A 20,780-nucleotide genomic window follows, 5' to 3' on the forward strand; every position below is an offset into this window, starting at 1 on the left:
ACCGTCCATCAGGCTGGACAGGTTCCGGACACCGGCCTAGCGTCAGGCCATAGTGATCGTTTTCATTCCCTCGCAGCAGGAATTTTCCACATGGGATGCACGGCTGTCTTGCAACCACGCGTGACCGGAATTGCTCATGCCCCCCTTCTGACAATCGTGATGGCCCTGTCGGTTTCGGGCGTTCAGGCCGAACAGCCCAAGACGGCCAGTTCGGTCATCGCGGTCGGCGAGATCACCGTCGGGGGGGATCTGACCGGCGACGAGGCCAAACCCCATGTCGGCAAAGGACTGACCGAAGAGATCATCGGCCAGATCACGACGCAACTGAAAGAGGGTGATTTCACCTGGTGCCCGATCAAGGTGGTCGAGTGGACCCGGCGCGACGAGGTGGCCAAAGAGCAGGCGCTTCAGCTGAGCGGCGTCACCGACAAGACGCTGGCCGTCAAGGAGGCCTATATCATGGCCCCGGACTATCTGATCGGCGGCAGCGTCGATTTCGACAACGGCGGGGCGGCCTGGACGGTTGACCTGCAGAACGCCTCGGGTGGCACGGCGGCACAAAGCATCTCGGGCCATTCCGCAACCCCGGCCGACGTTCTCAAACAGGCATCGCGGATCGCGACCGAGTTTCTTGACAAGGCCTGCCCGCGGCCCTGGAACGTCACCGGCGGCGGCCCCCGCATGAAGGTGACCGGCACGGTGGCGCGACTGGACGAGCCTTTCCCGCTTGATGGCGTCTTTCCCGGCGGGACGGCCGATTTCGTCTACACCCCGACCTCGCGCGATGGTGGCACGGTCGCGTACAAACTGCAGGGCAGCGGCTTCACCGGCAGCGGCAGCGGCAGCTACACCATCGCCCCCGGCAAGAACGACACGATGGTGATCCATCAGACCACCAAGGGCTGCATGGACGGCATTCCGAATGGCTGCAAGACCAACAGCGAAGTGCTGACGCTGACGCCCCTGAAGAACTAGCCCCGGGAGAAGGTTCATGGTTTCGAGGCTAATTCGCCGTGTCCGCTTGTCTTTGGGGTTGGTGACATTGCTGGTCACAGCTTCGCATGCGGAGGCGCCGGATATTGAAATGAGCATGTGTTTTGGGAGGATATTCTCAGCAAGGCTTGAATGCGTCGATGATTTTAACAGATTTCGGGGCATGCCTGTCGAAGGCTCTGTTGCACAAATGGCCTGATGTGCAGGGTTCCCCTTTCCCCCGACAGACTTATCCCACGGCCTTTGTGGCGGGTATGCCGAGCGCGGTGAAGCCGTTCAGAACGGCAACTCTGACTTGGAACTCGGCGACCTGACGGTCGAAGTCCCTCGCGGTCAGGCGCTGGCCCAACAGTTTGACGCAGTGCATCTTGGTCTCTGCGCGGCTCCGGCGGTGATAGCCGCTCCATCGTCGTAAGCCTACGCCGAGGGCCGTCTTCGCCTGACTGATCCTTGTCTTTATTGGACCGTCCATATGGTCTCCTTTTGGACGGTGCATGGGATGCTGGAAGTGATGGATGTCCTTGAGACTGGTCGGCGCCGCGCGGGTCAGCGCGGCGTGTCCCCTCTCGCGCTCATCCCGAGACGTCCGGCTCCGTGTCCAGGCCGGCGGTATCCTGGCCCGCATAGGCCCGCCCGGTTTTCTTGCCCTCCAGCCGGGCGAAGGCGGCGGCGATGTCGGCACCGTCCACCAGGCCCTGCACCGCCTCCCGCGGCGCCGCGGTCAGACAGGCGCGCACGACCGCCTTCAGGATGCCGGCCTCGGCCAGCGTTTCGGTGACCGCGTGCTTGCAGCCCGGCAGGTCGATCCCGATCAGCCGCGATCCCGCCGCGGGCGCGATCCGTGCCCGGTGCCGCGCGTCAAGCCGGTCTGGGTCGCACAGCACATAGACCGAGCCGGGGCATTGCAGCCCGAACGCCGCATCGTGAAACCGGCCGTCCCAGTCGTAGGCCTGCCGCTCTGCCTCGTAGCGCGGATCCCAGGGTGCCTTCTGGCGGTTCAGGGTGGATAGGGCGGCGAAGGCGATCACGTTGTCGGCGCTCAGCGCATCGGCATAGGCCAGCGCGCCGTAGGCCCCCATGCTGTCGCCCATCGTGTGGATGCGCGCGAACCGCGCCAGCAGCCGCCGCATCCTGCGGCTGAGCAGGAAATCGATGAACGCCGGGTCGCGATACCAGTTGGCGACCCGGCGCGGCAGGATGCTGAGCGTGGAATAGCCGTTTTCCAGCAGGAACTTCTCGCCGAAGCCCGGGCGATTCTGGTTGCGGCGATCCACCCACTGGCTTGCCGATTCAAAGCTGACGACGACCTCGGCCGCCCCCTCGACAAGGCTTGCCCGCACCACACAACTGCCCGCCGCGTGAAGGGTCGTCTCGATCGCCGTCACGGGCTCCGTCATGCCTGCGCCCCTTCGGTTGCCGCCCGCAGTCAGGTGCCCGCCGTCACAGCATCCCCGGCAGCACCTGATCCGGCGGCCGGTGGCCATCGGCGAAGGTCTTGATGTTGATGATGACCTTCTCGCCCATCTCGATGCGCCCCTCGAGCGTGGCCGAGCCCATGTGGGGCAGCAGCACGACGTTCGGCAACTCGCGCAGCCGCGGATTGATCTCGTGGCCGTGCTCGAAGACGTCGAGCCCCGCCCCCGCGATCTCGCCCGCGCGCAGTCCGCGGGTCAGCGCGTTCTCGTCGATCACTTCGCCGCGCGAGGTGTTCACGATCACCGCCGAAGGTTTCATCAGCTTCAGCCGCCGCGCGTTCATCAGGTGAAAGGTCGAGGGCGTGTGCGGGCAGTTGATCGAGATGATGTCCATCCGGCTGACCATCTGATCCAGGCTTTCCCACCAGGTCGCCTCCAGTTCCGCCTCCAGTTCGGGGCGCAGGCGGCGGCGGTTGTTGTAGTGGATCTGCAACCCGAACGCCCTCGCCCGCCGCGCCACCGCCTGCCCGATCCGTCCCATGCCCAGGATGCCCAGCCGCCGCCCGCCCAGCCGCCCGCCCAGATGCGCCATCGGCGCCCAGCCCTTCCAGTTGCCCGCCTGCATCTCGGCCAGCCCCTCGGGGATGCGGCGCGTCACGGCGAGGATCAGCGCCATCACCATGTCGGCGGTATCCTCGGTCACCACGCCCGGCGTGTTCGACACCAGAATCCCGCGCTGGCGGGCCGAGGCGACGTCGATATGATCCACGCCCGCGCCGTAATTGGCGATCAGCTTCAGCTTTTCACCCGCCTGCGCCAGCATCGCGGCGTCGATCGTGTCGGTCACGCAGGGCACCAGCACATCGGCGCGGCGCATCGCCGCAACCAGTTCATCGCGCGTCATCTTTTCGTCGGGATCGCGCAATTCGACGTTGAACAGCTCCTTCATCCGGGTCTCGACAACCTCGGGCAACCGTCGCGTCACGACAACACTCAGACGCTCTGCGGGCATCCGACCCTCCTTGCGCTTTTCTTCCGGCGATGCTGGTGGCAGAGTTACCGATAGCGCGGCGCGGCACAAGCGCCGCCGGGCAGACCAGCCGGGAATCGGCCCCGAAAGACGGGCAGCACCGGACGCAGCACGGGCAGAGACAAATGAATCGTCGGGAATTCACGGCTTTGGCCGCCGGGTGGGCCGCTTTGGTTGCGGCCGGACGCGGGTCGGCGCTGGAAGAGGGGCCGGTCACCCACCTGCCGATCCCGCGCTTCGTGTCGCTGAAGGGCACCCAGGGCTATGCCCGCCGCGGCCCCGCACTGACCCAGCGCATCGACTGGGTCTTCACCCGCAACGGCATGCCGCTGCGCATCACCGCCGAGTTCGACCATTGGCGCCGGGTCGAGGACAAGGACGGGCTGGGCGGCTGGATGCACTACACGCTGTTGTCGGGCGCGCGCACGGTGATCGTGACGAAACCGATGGCCGATCTGCGCGCGCTGCCCGAGGAGGGGGCCCCGATCACCGCACGGGCCGAGGTCGACGTGATCGCCCGCCTGCTGTCGGCGCGCGACAACTGGTGCCGTATCGGTGCCGGTGGTGACACCGGCTGGGTCGAGAAAAGTGCCGTCTGGGGCGTTGATCCCGACGAGACGCTGGGCTGACGCGCGCCGGTTGCGCCTGCCCGCTGTGCGGCTTAGGTTGCCCGCCCATGCAGCCAAGATGAGTCCGCGATGGCCCTGCCGACGGAAACCCGCCTGACCGCCTCCGCGGGCTTCGCCTCGTCGCTGGTGGCGGGCGTGCTGGTGCTGTTGAAACTCTGGGCGATGGGGCAGACCGGTGCGCTGTCGGTGGCGGCCTCGCTGGCCGACAGCGCGATGGATTTCATGGTCTCGCTCGGCGCGCTGATCGCGATCCTCTATGCCGCCCGCCCGCCGGATGAGGATCACGCTTTCGGCCACACCTCGGCCGAAGACCTCGCCGCCCTCGGCCAGTCGCTGTTCGTCAGCCTGACCGGCGCGGTGATCGGCTGGGCGGCGGTGGCGCGCCTGCTGTCGCCCGATCCGGTGGCGCTGCAGGCCGAGGGGCGCGGCATGGCGGCAATGCTGGCGTCGGTCGTGCTGACGGTCGCGCTGATCGCGTGGCAGCGCCGGGTGATCCGGCGCACCGGCAGCCGCGTCATCGAGGCTGATTCGATGCACTACCTCGGCGATCTGGTGTTCAACCTCGGCGCCCTGCTGTCGCTCTGGGCGGCCTCGGCGCTCGGTCTGGGCCAGATCGACAGCGTGGTCGCGCTTGGCGCGGCGGCGATCCTGATCCTTGGTGCGCTGCGGGTCGGCAAGGGCGCCTGGGACGCGCTGATGGACCGCGCCGCTGACCCCCGGATCACCGCAGGCATCGCCGCCATCACCCGTGCCTGGCCAGGGGTGCGCGGCTTCCACGACCTCAAGACCCGGACAGCGGGCAGCCGCGTCTTCGTCAACCTGCATGTCGAGCTTGACGGCGACCAGACCCTCACCGAGGCCCACGCGATCAGCGCCGCCCTGCGCCGCGCGATCCTCGCCGCCTATCCGCAGACCGACGTGATCATCCATCAGGACGTGGCGCGGCCGCCGACCGGGGCGGCATAAACCGCGAAATCGGTATCAACGTCGGTGCGAAATCGGTGCGAAATCGGTGCTTTTTCGGTGCCCCTATTTCGCAGCCTTTCCAAGGCTTTGCCCGCTCACGCCGGTTCCAGCAGCCCGCGCCCCTTCAACAGCGGCTCCACCCCCGGCATCCGGCCGCGGAAGGCGGTGTAAAGCGCATCCGCCTCTTGCGAGCCGCCCGCCGAGAGGATGAACCGTTCCAGCCGCGCCGCCGTGGCCGGATCGAAGGGATCGCCCGCCTCCTCGAAGGCGGCAAAGGCGTCGGCGTCCATCACCTCGGACCACATGTAGCTGTAGTAGCCCGCCGAATAGCCGTCGCCCGAGAACACATGGGCGAAGTTCGGGGTGGCGTGGCGCATCCGGATCGCCTTCGGCATCCCGAGGTCGTCCAGCACCTGCGCCTGCAGTGCCATCGGGTCGGCCGGGGCCGCGCCCTCGTGAAACGCGAGATCGACCAGCGCCGAGGCGAGATATTCGACGGTGCGGAAACCTTGATCGTAAGTGCTTGCCGCCAAAAGCTTTTCCAGCATGTCCTGCGGCATCGGGGCACCCGTCGCGGCGTGCCGCGCATGGGTTTTCAGCACCTCGGGCACCTCCAGCCAATGTTCGTAAAGCTGGCTTGGCAGTTCCACGAAATCGCGCGCCACCGAGGTGCCCGAGATGAAGCCATAGGTCACATCCGACAGCATCTGATGCAGCGCATGGCCGAATTCATGAAACAGCGTCCGCGCATCGTCGTAACTCAGCAGCGCGGGTTCCCCCGCCGGGGGCCTGGCGAAGTTGCAGACGTTGACGACGATCGGCCGCTCCTCGCCGCCCAGCTTGCGCTGCCCGCGCATCGCCGAACACCAGGCACCGGACCGTTTCGAGCCACGCGCGAAGTAGTCGCCCAGGAACACCGCCATGTGACGGCCCTTCCGCGTCACCTCCCAGCCGCGCACGTCGGGGTGGTAGAACGGCCCCGCAACCTCTTGAAACTCCAGACCAAAGAGGCGCCCGGCCACATCGAAGGCGGCACCAATCATGGCGTCGAGGCTCAGGTAGGGCTTCAGCGCCGCCTCATCCAGATCATGCTCGGCCCGGCGCCGCTTTTCGGAGTAATAGCGCCAGTCCCAGGCCTCCAGATCGCCGTTGATGCCATCGGCGTGCATCATCGCCGTCAGCACCGCCGCATCCGCTCCGGCCCTAGCCCGCGCGGGGGCCCAGACCCGCATCAAGAGGTCGCGCACCGCGCCCGGCGTCTTCGCCATCTCGGGTTCCAGCTTGTAGGCCGCAAAGCTCGGATAACCCAGCAGCCGCGCCCGTTCTTCCCGCAACCGCAGGATCTCGGCGGCAATCGGCCGGTTGTCGTGGTCATTGCCGTTCGCCCCCCGCGCCACCCAGGCCGCATAGGCCCGTTCGCGCAACCCGCGCCGGGCCGAGAATTGCAGGAACGGCACGATCAGGCTGCGGTTCAGCGTGACCGCGTGGCCCGGCATCCCGCGGTCGTCGGCGGCGGCCTTCGCGCTGGCCACCACGAACTCCGGCAGGCCCTCCAGGTCGGATGCTGCCAGCGGCATCACCCAGTCGCGTTCCTCCGCCAGCAGGTTCTGCGAAAAGGTGGTGCCCAGCACCGCAAGGCGGCTTTTCACCGCCGTCAGCCGGTCGGCCGCCGCGCCCTGCACCTGTGCCCCCGCGCGCACGAACATGCGCCGGTAAAGCGTCAGCACGCGCAGTTGTTCTGCGGTCAGATCAAGGGTTTGCCGGCCCTGCCACAGCGCCTCGACGCGGTCGAACAGCGGCCGGTTCATCGTCACTTCGGACCCGAAGGCCGAAAGTTTCGGCGCCAGATCGCGCTGCAACGCTTCGCGCGCCTCGGTGCTGTCGGCACCGGCCAGGTTGAAGAACACGCCGCCCACCCGGTCCAGCGCGCCCTCGGCCAGTTCCAGCGCCTCGATCGTGTTGGCGAAAGTCGGCGCCGCCGCAGTCCCGGCAATCGCCGCGATGTTGGCGCGCGCCTCAGCCAAAGCCGCATCAAAGGCGGGGGCGAAATCCTCGTCCCGGACTGCGGCAAAGGGCGGCAGGCCAAACCGGCCGGTCCAGGGGGAAAGAAGCGGGTTGGTCATCGGGGTGGTCTCCATCGGGTGTCGGGGCCGCCGGTCCTCCGCAAAGGGCCGGGGCGGAAGGTCACGGCTTCGGCTGCGCGCCGACTTCGATCTCGCGCTGCCATTCGCGCCACATCGCCACGATCAGCGCCATCAGCACCGGGCCGATGAACAGCCCGACGATGCCCATCGTCTCGACCCCGCCGATCAGCCCGAAGAACGTCGGCAGGAACGGCAGCTTCACCGGCCCGCCAACCAGCATCGGCCGGATCGTCTTGTCCACGACGAACAACTCGATGCAGCCCCAGGAAAACAGCGCCAGCCCGGCGAAGGACGAACTGCTGGCCATCAGATAGACCGACACCAGCGTGAAGGCCAGCGGTGCGCCACCGGGCACCAGCGCCATGAACGCCGTGATGACGCCCAGAATGACCGGCGAGGACACCCCGGCGATCCAGTAGGCCACCCCCAGCACGACGCCCTCGCCGATCGCGATCAGGGTCATGCCGGTGACGGTGGCGGTGATCGTGGCGGGCACGATCCGCGACAGCCGGTTCCAGCGCTCGGGTTGCAGGATGCGCCGACCGACGCGGTCGATCTGCGCGACCAGCTTTTCACCATCGCGGAAAAAGATGAACAGGGCGATCAGCATGAACACCAGCGTCAGCGCCAGTTGGAAGGCCAGGTTGCCCACCGTCAGGACGCCGCGGTAGATCGAGCCGAAGTTCGCCCCGCTGACCAGTTGCACGATCTCGCCGATGGCGCCGGGGTGGCCGATCTCTTCGGTCCATTTCTCGCTCAGCCACTCGCCGACCTGCGGAATCCGGCCCAGCCATTCCGGGGCGGGGGCCCCCGCGCTGTTCGCGGCGCTGGCCCAGCGGATCCAGCTTTGCAACTCGCCCCGCGCATAGAACAGCGCAAGCCCGACCGGAACGACGATGAACAGCACGATCAGCAGGACCAGCAGACCCGCCGCGACCTTGCGGTTCAGCCCCAGCCTGCGGTCGAGATACAGCAGGATCGGCCAACTGGCGAAGGCGATCACTGTGGCTGCCAGCACCGGCACGATGAAGCCGTAGAAGAAATAGGCCGAGGCCGCCAGAATGATCACCAGCAGCCAGCGCGCCAGCGACAGGTCGGTGACCAGCGCGCGCCGCGGCACCGGCCGCAACTGCGGCACCGCCACGCTCTCGTCGTCCTTGCCCGTCATGTCCTGCACCGTCGCGCCATCCCGTTACCCGCCACCCCGTCGCCGCAACCGCGCCTCCAGCCGCCGCAGCGCCAGCGACAGCGTGACCGTCATTGTCAGATAGATCAGGGCAACGACATTGTAAGTTTCAAGATAGCGGAAGTTCGCCGCCGCGCTGATCTTGCCAAGCTGGGTGATGTCGGTCACGCCCAGCACCGACACCAGGCTCGAGTCCTTCACCATTGCAACAAAATCGTTCCCCAGCGGCGGCAGGATGGTGCGGAACGCCTGCGGCATCACCACCAGCCGGAACCGCAGCCAGCGCGACAGCCCCAGCGCCTCGGCCGCCTCGATCTGGCCCCGGTCGACCGATTGAAGACCGGCGCGGAACACCTCGGACAGGAAGGCGGAATAGGCAATGGTCAGCGCGATGATCGCGCGCCACAAGAGCGACACGTCGCGCGTCAGCAGGGGCCCGAACCCAAGCGGTTCGGTAACCCGGTTCCACCCGGCCACCAGCAGCGGCGCCAGCACGAATGCAACATAAAGCAGCAAGACGATGATCGGCACGCCACGGATCACCTCGACATAGAACCGCGCCGTCTGCCGCACCACGATCAGCCGCGCCGTCGCCGCCAGCGCAAGCAGCAGGCCCAGCGCCGAGGCCATGCCGAAGGCCACCACGGTGACGAACAGGGTCACCCCGACCCCTTTCAGCAGGGTCCGCAACACCTGCGTGTAGACCGCATCCGACAGGAACCCCACCAGCATGACCGCGCCGATTCCGGTCAGCAGCACAAGCCACCAGGGAAACTCGCGGTCGGTATCGGGCGGTGGCGGCATCAGGAAAGGCCGGACCGAAGGCCCCGGCGCGGGCCGGGGCCGCCTGTGGTCATTGGCTCATCTTGTAGTCGAGGAACCACTTCTTGGTCAGCGCGTCGAAGGTGCCATCGGCCTTCAGCGCCGCGATGGCGGCGTTCATCGGGGCCACCAGCGCCGAGCCCTTCGGGAAGATGAAGCCGAAATCCTCGGCCCCCAGCGGCTGACCCACGATCTTGTAAAGCCCGGGGTTGGCCGCGACGTAGCCCTTGGCCCCGGTGCTGTCCGACAGCACCAGATCGACGTCGCCCGCCTTCAGTGCCTGCAACCCGGCCCCGAAGGTCTCGAACAGCTTCACGCGCGGGTTCGCCTCGTTGCCGTCAAGGATGTCGTAGACGGCGGTATAGAACGGCGTCGTGCCCGGCTGCGCGGCCACCAGCAGCTTGGGGTCGGCGGCAAAGCCCTTGGCGTCGGTGAACCGGGTCTCGTTCGCACGCACCAGCATCAGCATTTCCGAATGCATGTAGGGGTCCGAGAAATCGACCTTTTCCTTGCGGTCGTCGCGGATGGTGATGCCTTCCATCCCGATGTCGTACTGGCCCTGGCTGACGGCCGGGATCATCGCGTCCCAGCTGGAGTTCTGGTAGCTGACCTTCAGGTTCAGCCGCTTGGCGATCTCGGCCATCGCGTCATATTCCCAGCCGATCGGCTTGCCCGAGGCGGGATCGACGAACTGCAGCGGCGGATAGGCATTCTCGGTCACCACGACGATCGCCTTGCCGCCCAGATCCGGCAGCGGCCCGGCATGGGCGAGGGCGGCGGCGGCGGCAACGGCAAGGCCCGCAAGAGCGGCGGCAATTCTCATCGGAAGACTCCTTGTCACGATCATTTGATCGAGCCTAAGGCGGGCGACCGGGGACTGTCCAGCCCGCAGCCGCGTTCAGACATGACCGGCGCCGCAGACCGGGCAATCGGCGCGGCGCGACAACTGCAATTTGCGCGTTTCGCCCCAGAGACCGTCGAAGATCAGCATCTCGCCGCGCAGCGTCCGGCCCGCGCCGGTCAGATGCTTCACCGCCTCCAGCGCCATCATCGAGCCCATCACGCCCGGCAGCGGACCCACCACGCCCGCCTCGGCGCAACTCGGCACAAGACCGGGCGCCGGACGGGTGGGAAAGACGCATTCGTAACAGGGTGTACCATGGGCGGGGTCATAGAGGCTGATCTGCCCTTCCCACTGGGTGATCGCCGCCGAGATCAGCGGCTTGCCCGCCCGCGTCGCGAGCCGGTTCACCAGATAGCGCGTGTCGAAATTGTCCGAGCCGTCGAGGATCAGGTCATATTCGGCGAACAGGTCTGCCGCGATGTCTTCGGTCAGGCGGCGCTGGTACGGGCGGATGGTCACGAAGGGGTTCAGCGCCCGCATTGCCGCCTCGGCCGAAAAGACCTTGGCCATGCCGATCCGCGCATCGGTGTGGATCACCTGCCGTTGCAGGTTGGTGGCCTCCACCGTGTCGTCGTCGATCACCCCGATGGTGCCGACCCCCGCCGCCGCGAGATACAGCAGCGACGGCGCGCCAAGCCCGCCCGCGCCCACCACCAGCACGCGCGCCTCTTTCAGCGCGCGCTGGCCCGGCCCGCCGATCTCGCGCAGGAAGATGTGGCGGGCGTAGCGGTCGATCTCGGCCGGGGTGAAGGGGCCCTCGGGCGCGGCCTCGACGGGGCGCGCGCGGGCCTTCAGGCCGCGCAACCCGGCGCGGTAGCCATAAACCAGCGCCGCCGCCCCGATCAGCACAATCCAGACCTGCGCCGATCCACCGGTGGCCTGCCGGAGCGGATGGCCGGGCGGCAGCACCAGATGTTCCAGGATCACCCCGGCCAGCAGCATGGCGACCATCACCAGCCGAGCCCGCACCGGCGCCTTCATCAGCCAGCCCAGCCCCCAGAGCCCGGTCGCGAGGACAAGCACCAGCGGCATCAGCGCCGCCCCGTCGAGCCAAAACCGCCCTCGCTGCGATCGGTCTCGCTCAGCGCCTCGACCACCTCGAAGCGGGCCTGCAGCACCGGCGCCACCACCATCTGCGCGATCCGGTCGCCGTGACGCACGGTAAAGGGCTCGGCACCCAGATTGATCAGCAGCACGCCCAGCGGCCCGCGATAGTCACTGTCGATCGTGCCCGGCGTGTTGGGCAGGCTGATGCCATGCCGCAGCGCCAGGCCCGAACGCGGGCGAACCTGCGCCTCGAAACCGGCGGGGATTTCCAGCCGCAGGCCGGTCGGCACGATGGTGCGGTGCATCCGTTCCAGAATGAAGCCGGTGGCCCGGTCTTCCGGGCGCAGGTTCGCGCGGATGTCGGCCCCGGCGGCCCCCAGTGTCGCATAAGACGGCAGGCCAAGCGCGCGGTCGGCCCAGTCCTCCCACAGGAAGCGTAGCGTCGGCATCATGCCCCGGCCCTTTCTTTCTGGTCCAAATATCCCCGCCGGAGGCGCAGGGTTCCCCCCGCGATCCCGCCGGTCATTGCAGCGCGGCCGCGATGCGGGCGGCAAGGCGGCGGGCAACCTCGTCCTTGCGCAGCCGCGGCCAGGCTTCGGCGCCCGTTGCGGTCACCAGCGTCACCTCGTTTTCCGTTCCGCCCATGATGCCGGTTGCCGGGCGCACATCGTTCGCCACGATCCAGTCGCAGCCCTTGCGCGCCCGCTTGGCGCTGGCGTTGGCCACCACATCGTCGGTTTCGGCGGCAAAGCCCACGACCAGCGCCGGGCGGCCGGGGCCCATCTTCGACACGGTGGCCAAGATGTCGGGGTTTTCGGCAAATTCCAGCGCCGGGGCGTGGCCGCTGCCGTCCTTCTTCAGCTTCGCGCCGCTCGCATTGGCCACGCGCCAGTCGGCGACGGCGGCGGCGAAGACGGCGGCATCGGCGGGCAACGCCGCCTCGACCGCCGCCAGCATCTCGGCCGCCGTCTCGACCGCGACGACATGCACGCCGGGCGGTGGCGGCACGCTCGCGGGGCCGGTCACGAAGGTCACCCGCGCGCCCAGCGCCGCCAGCGCCGCCCCCAGTGCCGCCCCCTGCGCGCCCGACGACCGGTTGGCGATATAGCGCACCGGGTCGATCGGTTCGTGCGTCGGCCCCGAGGTGACCAGCACATGCCGCCCGGCCAGCGGCCCGTCCCCCAGCGCCGTTTCAATGCTTGCGACGATCTCCAGCGGTTCGGCCATCCGGCCGGGGCCGTGTTCGCCGCAGGCCATCTCGCCCTCGTTGGGGCCGATGGTCAGCACGCCGTCGCCGCGCAGCGTGGCAAGGTTGCGCTGCGTCGCCGGGTGCTGCCACATGCGCACGTTCATCGCGGGCGCGATCAGCACGCGGGTGTCGGTGGCCAGCAGCAGTGTCGAAGCGAGGTCGTCGGCCCGCCCACCCGCCATTTTCGCCATCAGATCGGCCGTCGCCGGGGCGACCACGATCAGATCGGCGGATCGGGACAACTGGATGTGCCCCATCTCGGCCTCGTCGGTCAGATCGAAGAGCGCGCGGTGGACCTTTTCGCCCGCCAGCGCGCTGACCGACAGCGGCGTCACGAATTCCTCGGCCGCCCGCGTCAGCACCGGCGTCACCGCCGCGCCGCGTTCCTTCAGCCGCCGGATCAGGTCCAGCGCCTTGTAGGCCGCGATGCCGCCGCCGATGATCAGAAGAATGCGCTTGCCGTCAAGCATCTGCCGCCCTCGTGGTGACCCTTCCCCGGTTCTAGGGCGGCTAGCCCTGTGGCACAATGGGGGAAGGCCGCGCGGGCGATGACCCTCAGCCCAGCAGTTCGCGCACCTCGATGCTCTGGGTCTCAAGGCTGCGGCGCATCTTGGTCAGGGCGGCGACTTCAAGCTGCCGCACCCGCTCTTTCGACAGGCCCAGTTCCTCGCCAAGGCTTTCCAGCGTCCGCGGCGCCTCGCGCAGCTTGCGTTCGCGCACGATCAGGCGCTCGCGCTCGGTCAGCGCCTGCATGGCGACCACCAGCCAGCGCCGCAACGCGGCCGAGTCGTGGGCGTCGGAAACCAGTTCTTCCGCCTGCGCAGTGTCATCCTCCAGCGCGTCGATCCAGGCGCGGCCCTCGTCATCCGTGGCCTGCGTGGCGTTCAGCGAGAAATCCGAGCCCGCCAGCCGCCCCTCCATCATCTCGACATCCGACAGCGGCACGCCGACCTCATGGGCGATGCGCGCGCGCAACTGGTGCTGGTCCAGCGTCTCGCCACGGTCGCGGGCCTCGCGTTCAAGCTTGGCCTGCACGCGCTTCATGTTGAAGAACAGCGCCTTCTGCCCCGAGGTCGAGCCGGTGCGCACCATCGACCAGTTGCGCATCACATAGTCCTGCACGCCCGCACGGATCCACCACACGGCGTAGGTCGAGAACCGGACGCCCCGATCGGGATCGAACTTTTCGGCGGCCTTCATCAGGCCCAGCCCCGCCTCCTGGATCAGGTCGTTCATCGGCGCGCCATAGCGGCGGAACCGCGAGGCCACCGAAATCGCCAGCCGCATGTAGGCGTTGATCAGCCGGTGCAGCGCCGCCTCGTCACGCTGGTCGCGCCAGGCATAGGCCAACCTCAACTCGGTCTCGGCATCCAGAAACTCGGCCTTCATGGCCTTGCGCGACATCGTCTGGTCGATCGGTCCGTCAAGCGCCATTGGAACCCCCTGCCGGTTGTCGTGCGCCGTATCTGAAGGGATACGTCGACATCGCGGGTTTGGATCAAATCATGCGCGTGAAATGTTTCGATTGCACGGCGGACAGGTTGGTCGATACCGCGCATGTTGGCCGGTCACCCAAATCAGCATTTCCCCGCGGAGAAACTTGCGGCTAGGGTCCACCCTGCCCTGTCCCGGAGACCGCACCATGACCTACGATCTTGCCATCGGCGACCGCGCCTATTCCAGTTGGTCGCTGCGCGGCTGGCTGCTGTTCGACGCCTTCGGGTTGCCGGTGCGCACGCAAACGGCGCGGCTTTTCACCGACGAACTGCCGCGCCTGCTGGAAGAGTATGCTCCCGCCCGCACCGTCCCCGTGATGCGCGCCGAGGATGGCACCGTGGTCGCCGACAGCCTGGCGATGGCCGAGGAACTGGCCAGCCGCCACCCCGACGCCGGGCTGTGGCCCGCGCTGCCCACCGCGCGCGCCGCGGCGCGGATGCTGGCGGCCGAGATGCATTCCGGCTTTTCGGCGCTGCGGCAGGCCTGCCCGATGAACCTGCGCGCGGCCTACGCGGGGGTCGAACTCTCCGACCCGGTGCGCGCCGACCTTGCCCGGATCGAGACGCTGTGGGCCTGGGCGCGTGGCAAGGCGGGCGACGGCGGGCCCTGGCTTTGCGGCGCCTATTCGGCGGTGGATGCGTATTTCGCCCCGGTTGCCGCCCGGATCGCGGGCTATGACCTGCCGGTCGGCCCCGAGGCCGCGGCCTATGTCGCGGCGCATCTGGCGCATCCGTCGTTCCGGCGCTGGCGCGCGATGGCGCTGGTGGATGGGCCGGATCAGGACATCTACAGCCGCGATTTCGCCCGGCGCGACTGGCCGGGGCGGGTGCCGTTGGCGGCAGAGGCGGTCGCCAGCGGCCCGGCGGAAAACCCGGCCTGCCCCTATTCCGGTCAGCCCGTCACGCATTTCCTGCGGCTGAACGGCCGCATCTTCGGCTTCTGCAACGCCTTCTGCCGCGACAAGACGGCGGCCGACCCCGAGGCCTGGCCGCCGTTCATGGCGCTGGTCGGCTGACCCCGGTCAGGGCTTGGCGTCGGCCGGGTGCGCTTCGGTCTGGGCGACCTGTTGGGTGCGGTCGGCGAAGGCCTGCATGATCTGCTTTTCGACGGCGGCATAATTGCCGTCGAAATGGTGCCCGCCATCATCCTTGATCGCCTCGCCGCCCAGCGCGGCCACCGCCGGGCAACCGCTGTCGTCCTCGTCCGCGCCATAGATGCATTGCACCTTGGCCAGCGGCAGTTGCGCCACGTCGGGCCCGGTCGGCACCGCCTGGCCGCCATGCGAGCCCATCCAGCCGTCCACGGTGATCTCCCAATCCGCCGCAGTCGAGAGGCCAAGCAGGCTGATCAGCTTGACCCGGTTCTTCGCTGCTTCGGGCAGACGCGCGAAGGTGGCCGGCAGCACGTCGGCGCCGAAGGAATAGCCGACGAGGATCACGTTATTGACGCCCCAGGCATCGTGGTAGTGCTTGATCAGCGTGGCGAGGTCTTTCGCCGTCTCGTCCGGGGTCCGCTTCGACCAGAAATAGCGCAGCGAATCAAAGCCGACGACCGGGATGCCGTCGGCCTGCATGATCTGGCCCACCGATTGGTCCAGATCGCGCCAGCCACCGTCGCCCGACAGGATGATCGCCATCACGTCATGCTTGGGCGTGGCGGGCAGGATCGTCACCGGCAGCGCGGCCATCGCGGTGCGTGACTCGTCGATCCGGGCCTCGATCTGGCGCACCATCAGGTTCACCGACGGCTCGGTATTCTCCGACAGGGTCACGTTGGTCGCGGTCGCCTTCAGCGCCTCGACGCGGGCGCGCACGTCCGGCTCCACTCCGGGGCTAAGAATCACCGACACCGGGTCGACCTGCTGGCTCGGCGGCAGCGCGTAAACCTCGCCACGGCTGTCGGTCATGTAACCCGCCGGGGTGCACAGGTCGTTGGTCAACGGCACCGCCGAGGCGGGATCGGCGACAACCGTGGCCGCGACCGTGGCGTCAGGCGTCTGGTCGGTCATGTCCAGCGCCAGACCGCCGCCCATCCCGGTGCCGGAAACCACCGGCATCACGTAATCGGTGGATCCCGAAGCGCGCTGAATCTGCTGGCTCAGGCTTTCCACATCCGACACGAGGTAGGAACAGACCGGGTCGTAGGGGTCATCCTTCAGCGTGAGCGGCGCCTGGTCGTTGATCGCCTTCACGTAGGTCGGCATGTCGACGCCGACGACGCCGATCTGGTCGGCCTTCAGCTTTGCCGCGATCGCCTCTTCGCGCGCGCCCCAGCCCGCCGCGTCGGACAGCACGAAGGCCACCCCGCGCGCCGGGCCGTTCGGCATGAAGATGTGATTGACGGGCATAACGTCGCTCTGCCAGCCGTCGGCAAGGGCGGACAAAGGTGCAACGGCAACGCACGCTGCGAGCAAGCGAACCTTCCAGTTCATATCGGATGTAGCTCCACGGAAAAACGCCTGGGGCATTAGCTGCCTTTTGGCGCAGGATAAAGGGGGCGGCGTGAAGGCGAAATCGAAATCGGTGCCGCAGGGGGCGGTCGCAGGGGGGTGATCCATCACTCTTGTGTCAGGATTGCTACAATGACGTGAATCGCGGCCTTCCGCCACCGTTCCGCGAGTCGTTCAGACCGCGTCAGACCGCCGCCGGGGCAAGCAGGTCGCGCAGCGAAACCCAGGCGCCCCCGGCATTGCGAGTCACCTCGAAGACCACACGCAGCAGCCCGTCGGTGTCGGCGTCATGCATCAGATGATGCGTCAGCACCCCGATAGCGCCCTGCCCGGCGTCCCGGCAGGCCCGCATCCGCGCGGCGATCTGGCCCGCCACCTGCACCGGATCGGCGGTCGCCGCCTTGCCGGGCGAATAGGCGACGATGCCGACCTGCGCGTTCACCTCGGGCACCGGCCCGGCGACCTCGGGCCCCCAGGCCGACAGCGCCGCATAGCCCGCCTCGGCCAGACGCGGCACGAAGGCGCGCTCGATCCGGTTCCACGGCGGCACCAGCACCGGCAGCACCCGGTCGCCATGCAGCCGTCTGAGCTTGACCAGCGCGCCACGGGTTTCCTCCAGCCGCACCTCGGCGGGGCGTTGCGGCCCATATTCGCCGCCCGCGCCACCGCCTGCGGCCGCGCCGATGCGGTGGCTTCTGTGGGCCCAGCCATGCACCGCCACGGTGACGTGGTCCTCGCGGTCCAGCCGCACCGCCAGCGGCTCGCCTGTCCGCCTCGGGATAACGGCGAGGGTCAGGGGCACGGCATACGCGGCGGTCAGCGTGATCAGCCGGTCAAGCGCGGGCGTCGGTTCGACGGCGTCGTCGTCGCGCAGCCAGAACACCGGCACCCGGCCCGCCGCGCGCCACAACGCGGCCTCTTCCCGGATCGGCGCGACGAAACGCTCCATGCTGCCCGCCTTTCGCTGACCTCTGCCGTCTCGAATGACCATAGCTTCCGTGGCCGGACAAGAAATCTTTACGCTTTGTCAATCACGACGCCCGATGGTTAACGCGACAGTCGCAAGGTGGGCGGGGAATGACGGCACGGGCATATACCGTGGCTTTCGAGGGGATCGAGGCCCGGATGGTCGAGGTGCAATGCGCCATCACCCCCGGTCTGCCCGCCTTCACCATCGTCGGCCTGCCCGACAAGGCGGTCAGCGAGGCGCGCGAACGGGTGCGCGCGGCGCTGTCGGCGATGTCGATCGCGCTGCCGGCCAAGCGGATCACGGTGAACCTGTCACCCGCCGACCTCCCGAAAGAGGGCTCGCATTTCGACCTGCCGATCGCGCTGGCGGTGCTGGCCGCGATCGAGATCATCCCGCGCGACGAGGTCGCCGGGACGGTGGCGCTGGGCGAGTTGTCGCTCGACGGCACGCTGGTCGCGGTGATCGGCACGCTGCCCGCCGCGATGGCCGCCGCCGAGCATGATCGCGCCCTCCTGTGCCCGCGCGCCTGCGGGCCCGAGGCGGCCTGGGTGGGCGGCTGCCAGGTGCTGGCGGCGGGTTCGCTGGCCGAAGTGGTGCGCCATTACACCGGCCAGGCGCCGCTGACCCCGGCCGAGGCGGGCGAGGTTCTGGCCCCGGCCTGGCGCCGCGACATGGCCGAGGTGAAGGGCCAGGAACGCGCCAAACGCGCGCTGGAGATTGCGGCGGCCGGGCGGCATCACCTGTTGATGACCGGGCCGCCGGGGTCCGGCAAGTCGATGCTGGCGGCGCGCCTGCCCGGTATCCTGCCGCCACTGTCGGCCGCCGAGGCGCTGGAAACCTCGATGATCCACTCGCTCGCCGGCCTGCTGGACAACGGCGGCATCAGCCGGGTGCGCCCGTTTCGGGAACCGCACCACACCGCCTCGATGGCCGCCATCGTTGGCGGCGGCAAGCGTGCGATGCCCGGCGAGATCAGCCTCGCGCACAACGGCATCCTCTTTCTCGATGAATTCCCCGAGTTTCCGCGCGCGGTGCTGGAAACCCTGCGCCAGCCGATCGAAACCGGCGAAGTGGTGGTGGCCCGCGCCAATGCCCATGTGCGCTATCCCTGCCGGTTCCTGCTGGTCGCCGCCGCCAACCCCTGCAAATGCGGCTACCTGACCGACCCCGGCCGCGCCTGTTCGCGCGCGCCGAACTGCGGCGAGGATTACATCGGCCGCATCTCGGGGCCGCTGATGGATCGCTTCGACCTGCGGCTGGAGGTGCCCCCCGTCGCCTTCACCGACCTTGACCTGCCCGCCTCGGGCGAGTCCTCGGCCACCATCGCCGCCCGCGTCGCCGCCGCCCGCGACCGCCAGACCCGGCGCTATGCACAGATCGACCATGTCCGCGTCAACGCCGATGCCGAGGGCGCGTTGCTGGATCAGGTCGCCAGCCCCGATGCCGAGGGGCGCGCGCTGCTGACCCGCGTCGCCGACCGCTTCGGGCTGACGGCCCGCGGCTATCACCGCGTGCTGCGCGTCGCCCGCACCATCGCCGACCTCGCCGCCGCCCCCGACGTGCGTGCGCCGCATGTGGCCGAAGCGGTCAGCTACCGGCTGACGGTGGCGGCTCTGGCCTGAGCGCCGCGCGCACGAAAGCAGCCGCCCGACCCAAGGCATCGCGCGCCTCCGGCACCCAGCCGTCGGCCAGATGCCAGACATGCGGCGCGGTGGGCCAGCTTTCAACCGTCACCACCCCGCCAAAGCTGCGCAACCGATCGGCCAGCCGCAGCGTGTCGTCGCGCAGAATCTCGGTCTGCGCATGCTGCAACAGCACCGGCGGCGGCGCGGGATACGTCGCCATCACCGGCGAGGCTTCCGGATCGTCCGACGGATGCCCGTGCAAATACATCTCCGCCACCTCGGCCAGCCGGGCGACCGGCAACAGCGGATCCGCCCGCGCGTTATCGACCAGCGAGGGGCTGCGCCCGGTTAGATCGACCCAGGGCGAAAAGGCAAACGCCGCAGCCGGGGGCGTTCCCGCCCGGCAGAGCCGCGACAGCAGCGCGAAGGCCAACCCGCCACCCGCACTGTCGCCGCCGATCACGATATGCTCGGGGTCGTAGCCCGCGTCGTAAAGGTGCCGCCAGGCTGCCGCCGCATCCTCCAGCGCCGCCGGAAAGGCATGTTCCGGCGCCAGCCGGTAATCGGGTGCCAGCACCGGCACGCCGGACAGCAAGGACAGCCGCGCCAGCATCGCCCGGTGGGTGTCGGGCGAGCCCGCAACGTAGGCGCCGCCGTGCAGGTAGAGGATCACCCGGCGCCGGTCCACCGCCCCCGACGAGATGCGCAGGACCGCCAGATCGCCCGCCGGACCGGGCACCCGTCCCGGCAGCCAGAGGGAGTACGGCGGCGCGCGGAACCCAAACCGCGCCGCCAAGGTGAGCTCGCGCCGCGCCGCCTCCGGCTCCTTTAGCCAGGCCAGCCGCGGTTTCACGGCCAGACGCAGCACAAGGTTCAGCGCGCCGAGCCTCAGGCTCGGGCGATTGCCCGCTTCGCTTCGATCACTTGCCATATCCGCTCGGCTGCGTTGAACCCATCGAACCGCTCCAGTTCCTGAATGCCGGTCGGCGAGGTGACGTTGATCTCGGTCAGATAATCACCGATCACGTCGATGCCGACAAAAACCTGGCCCTTTTCCCGCAGCACCGGACCGATTTTCGCGCAGATCTCCAGGTCGCGCGCGGTCAGCCCGACCTGTTCCGGCCGCCCGCCGACATGCATGTTCGACCGTGTCTCGCCCGCCTGCGGCACCCGGTTGATCGCGCCGACCGGCTCGCCATCGACCAGAATCACCCGCTTGTCGCCTTTCGCCACATCCGGCAGGAACTTCTGCGCGATCAGCGGCTCGCGGCTGAACGACATGAAAAGCTCGTGCAGCGCGGCAAGGTTGCGGTCGTTCGGGTCGAGCCGGAACACCCCCGCCCCGCCGTTGCCATAGAGCGGCTTCAGGATGATGTCGCCGTGATCGATCTTGAAGGCGCGGATCGCGGCCAGGTCGCGGGCGATCAGCGTCGGCGGGATCAGGTCGGGAAACTGCAGCACCAGAAGCTTCTCGGGCGAGTTGCGCACCCAGAACGGATCGTTCACCACCAGCGTTTTCGGATGGATCATGTCGAGCAGATGGGTGGTGGTGATGTAGCCCATGTCGAAGGGCGGATCCTGGCGCAGCCACACGACATCCCAATCCGCCAGGTCGATCTCCGTCTCGGGCCCATAGCTGACGTGGTCGCCCTTCACGCGGCGGACCTCGATCGGCCAGCCGCGCGCCAGCACCCGCCCCTCACGGAACGCCAGCCGGTCCGGCGTGTAAAAGAACAACTCATGCCCGCGCGCCTGCGCTTCGAGCGCGATGCGGAACGTGCTGTCCGCGTCGATGTTTACGGACCCGATCGGGTCCATCTGCAACGCCACTCTCAGACCCATGCGCGCCTCCGT

Annotated in this window: 19 protein-coding genes and 1 pseudogene; 5 read left to right on the top strand and 15 right to left on the bottom strand. The window is 68.4% G+C overall.

The window, feature by feature from the left end; genetic code table 11:
* Nucleotides 1-159 precede the first annotated feature (159 nt).
* Nucleotides 160-975, top strand: a complete 816-nt coding sequence (locus AC11WY_RS01385) for a hypothetical protein (RefSeq protein ID WP_482921757.1) — start codon at nucleotides 160-162, stop codon at nucleotides 973-975.
* Between the two features lie 247 nt (nucleotides 976-1,222).
* On the opposite strand, the pseudogene AC11WY_RS01390 reads toward AC11WY_RS01385, so the two are convergent.
* From AC11WY_RS01390 to AC11WY_RS01400, 3 genes and pseudogenes are all read right to left on the bottom strand, one after another.
* Nucleotides 1,223-1,405: pseudogene (locus AC11WY_RS01390) on the bottom strand (IS5/IS1182 family transposase); the annotation flags it as partial.
* Nucleotides 1,406-1,565: 160 nt separating this feature from the next.
* Nucleotides 1,566-2,390, bottom strand: a complete 825-nt coding sequence (locus AC11WY_RS01395; RefSeq protein WP_482921759.1) for a hypothetical protein — start codon at nucleotides 2,388-2,390, stop codon at nucleotides 1,566-1,568.
* A gap of 43 nt (nucleotides 2,391-2,433) precedes the next feature.
* Nucleotides 2,434-3,420: a 2-hydroxyacid dehydrogenase gene (locus AC11WY_RS01400; protein ID WP_482921761.1), complete on the bottom strand. Its 987-nt coding sequence runs from the start codon at nucleotides 3,418-3,420 to the stop codon at nucleotides 2,434-2,436.
* Nucleotides 3,421-3,563: 143 nt separating this feature from the next.
* Here AC11WY_RS01400 and AC11WY_RS01405 point away from each other — a divergent pair, with 143 nt between their 5' ends.
* Complete coding sequence (locus AC11WY_RS01405; protein WP_482921763.1) at nucleotides 3,564-4,067, top strand: SH3 domain-containing protein; 504 nt, start codon at nucleotides 3,564-3,566, stop codon at nucleotides 4,065-4,067.
* A gap of 69 nt (nucleotides 4,068-4,136) precedes the next feature.
* Nucleotides 4,137-5,033, top strand: a complete 897-nt coding sequence (locus AC11WY_RS01410) for a cation diffusion facilitator family transporter (RefSeq protein ID WP_482921765.1) — start codon at nucleotides 4,137-4,139, stop codon at nucleotides 5,031-5,033.
* A 95-nt stretch (nucleotides 5,034-5,128) separates the two neighbouring features.
* Here the strand turns inward: AC11WY_RS01410 and AC11WY_RS01415 are convergent, their stop codons facing one another.
* From AC11WY_RS01415 to AC11WY_RS01450, 8 genes are all read right to left on the bottom strand, one after another.
* Entirely contained in the window at nucleotides 5,129-7,156 is a 2,028-nt protein-coding gene (locus AC11WY_RS01415; RefSeq protein WP_482921767.1) for a M3 family metallopeptidase, read from the bottom strand.
* 61 nt (nucleotides 7,157-7,217) lie between these two features.
* Nucleotides 7,218-8,345: an AI-2E family transporter gene (locus AC11WY_RS01420; RefSeq protein ID WP_482921877.1), complete on the bottom strand. Its 1,128-nt coding sequence runs from the start codon at nucleotides 8,343-8,345 to the stop codon at nucleotides 7,218-7,220.
* 24 nt (nucleotides 8,346-8,369) lie between these two features.
* Complete coding sequence (locus AC11WY_RS01425) at nucleotides 8,370-9,167, bottom strand: amino acid ABC transporter permease (protein ID WP_482921769.1); 798 nt, start codon at nucleotides 9,165-9,167, stop codon at nucleotides 8,370-8,372.
* Between the two features lie 49 nt (nucleotides 9,168-9,216).
* Nucleotides 9,217-10,008 carry a transporter substrate-binding domain-containing protein gene (locus AC11WY_RS01430; RefSeq protein WP_482921771.1) on the bottom strand — a complete coding sequence of 264 codons (792 nt, stop codon included), beginning with the start codon at nucleotides 10,006-10,008 and terminating at the stop codon, nucleotides 9,217-9,219.
* Nucleotides 10,009-10,083: 75 nt separating this feature from the next.
* Nucleotides 10,084-11,121, bottom strand: a complete 1,038-nt coding sequence (locus tag AC11WY_RS01435; RefSeq protein WP_482921773.1) for a HesA/MoeB/ThiF family protein — start codon at nucleotides 11,119-11,121, stop codon at nucleotides 10,084-10,086.
* Nucleotides 11,121-11,585 carry a dUTP diphosphatase gene (gene dut, locus AC11WY_RS01440; RefSeq protein ID WP_482921879.1) on the bottom strand — a complete coding sequence of 155 codons (465 nt, stop codon included), beginning with the start codon at nucleotides 11,583-11,585 and terminating at the stop codon, nucleotides 11,121-11,123. The genes AC11WY_RS01435 and dut overlap by 1 nt, the downstream gene beginning before the upstream one ends.
* Before the next feature lie 73 nt (nucleotides 11,586-11,658).
* Nucleotides 11,659-12,855 (bottom strand): bifunctional phosphopantothenoylcysteine decarboxylase/phosphopantothenate--cysteine ligase CoaBC, encoded by a 1,197-nt coding sequence (gene coaBC, locus AC11WY_RS01445; RefSeq protein WP_482921775.1) that lies wholly within the window; start codon nucleotides 12,853-12,855, stop codon nucleotides 11,659-11,661.
* Nucleotides 12,856-12,940: 85 nt separating this feature from the next.
* The gene (locus AC11WY_RS01450) at nucleotides 12,941-13,819 is read right to left on the bottom strand and encodes an RNA polymerase factor sigma-32 (protein WP_482921777.1); all 879 of its coding nucleotides are present in this window, start codon (nucleotides 13,817-13,819) and stop codon (nucleotides 12,941-12,943) included.
* Between the two features lie 208 nt (nucleotides 13,820-14,027).
* Here AC11WY_RS01450 and AC11WY_RS01455 point away from each other — a divergent pair, with 208 nt between their 5' ends.
* The gene (locus AC11WY_RS01455; RefSeq protein ID WP_482921779.1) at nucleotides 14,028-14,897 is read left to right on the top strand and encodes a glutathione S-transferase; all 870 of its coding nucleotides are present in this window, start codon (nucleotides 14,028-14,030) and stop codon (nucleotides 14,895-14,897) included.
* A gap of 6 nt (nucleotides 14,898-14,903) precedes the next feature.
* Here the strand turns inward: AC11WY_RS01455 and AC11WY_RS01460 are convergent, their stop codons facing one another.
* Nucleotides 14,904-16,229 carry a virulence factor family protein gene (locus AC11WY_RS01460; protein WP_482921781.1) on the bottom strand — a complete coding sequence of 442 codons (1,326 nt, stop codon included), beginning with the start codon at nucleotides 16,227-16,229 and terminating at the stop codon, nucleotides 14,904-14,906.
* Nucleotides 16,230-16,515: 286 nt separating this feature from the next.
* Nucleotides 16,516-17,280 carry a polysaccharide deacetylase family protein gene (locus AC11WY_RS01465; protein ID WP_482921783.1) on the bottom strand — a complete coding sequence of 255 codons (765 nt, stop codon included), beginning with the start codon at nucleotides 17,278-17,280 and terminating at the stop codon, nucleotides 16,516-16,518.
* A 128-nt stretch (nucleotides 17,281-17,408) separates the two neighbouring features.
* On the opposite strand from AC11WY_RS01465, the gene AC11WY_RS01470 reads away from it, so the two are divergent.
* Nucleotides 17,409-18,923 (top strand): YifB family Mg chelatase-like AAA ATPase, encoded by a 1,515-nt coding sequence (locus tag AC11WY_RS01470; protein ID WP_482921785.1) that lies wholly within the window; start codon nucleotides 17,409-17,411, stop codon nucleotides 18,921-18,923.
* Here the strand turns inward: AC11WY_RS01470 and AC11WY_RS01475 are convergent.
* Together AC11WY_RS01475 and gshB are read right to left on the bottom strand one after the other, a co-directional pair.
* A complete protein-coding gene (locus tag AC11WY_RS01475; RefSeq protein WP_482921787.1) occupies nucleotides 18,889-19,857 on the bottom strand; it encodes an alpha/beta hydrolase in 969 nt (322 codons plus the stop codon). The genes AC11WY_RS01470 and AC11WY_RS01475 overlap by 35 nt on opposite strands.
* Nucleotides 19,815-20,768 (bottom strand): glutathione synthase, encoded by a 954-nt coding sequence (gene gshB / locus AC11WY_RS01480; RefSeq protein WP_482921789.1) that lies wholly within the window; start codon nucleotides 20,766-20,768, stop codon nucleotides 19,815-19,817. Before gshB ends, AC11WY_RS01475 begins: the two co-directional genes overlap by 43 nt.
* Nucleotides 20,769-20,780 lie beyond the last annotated feature (12 nt).

This window comes from Solirhodobacter sp., assembly GCF_964715405.1.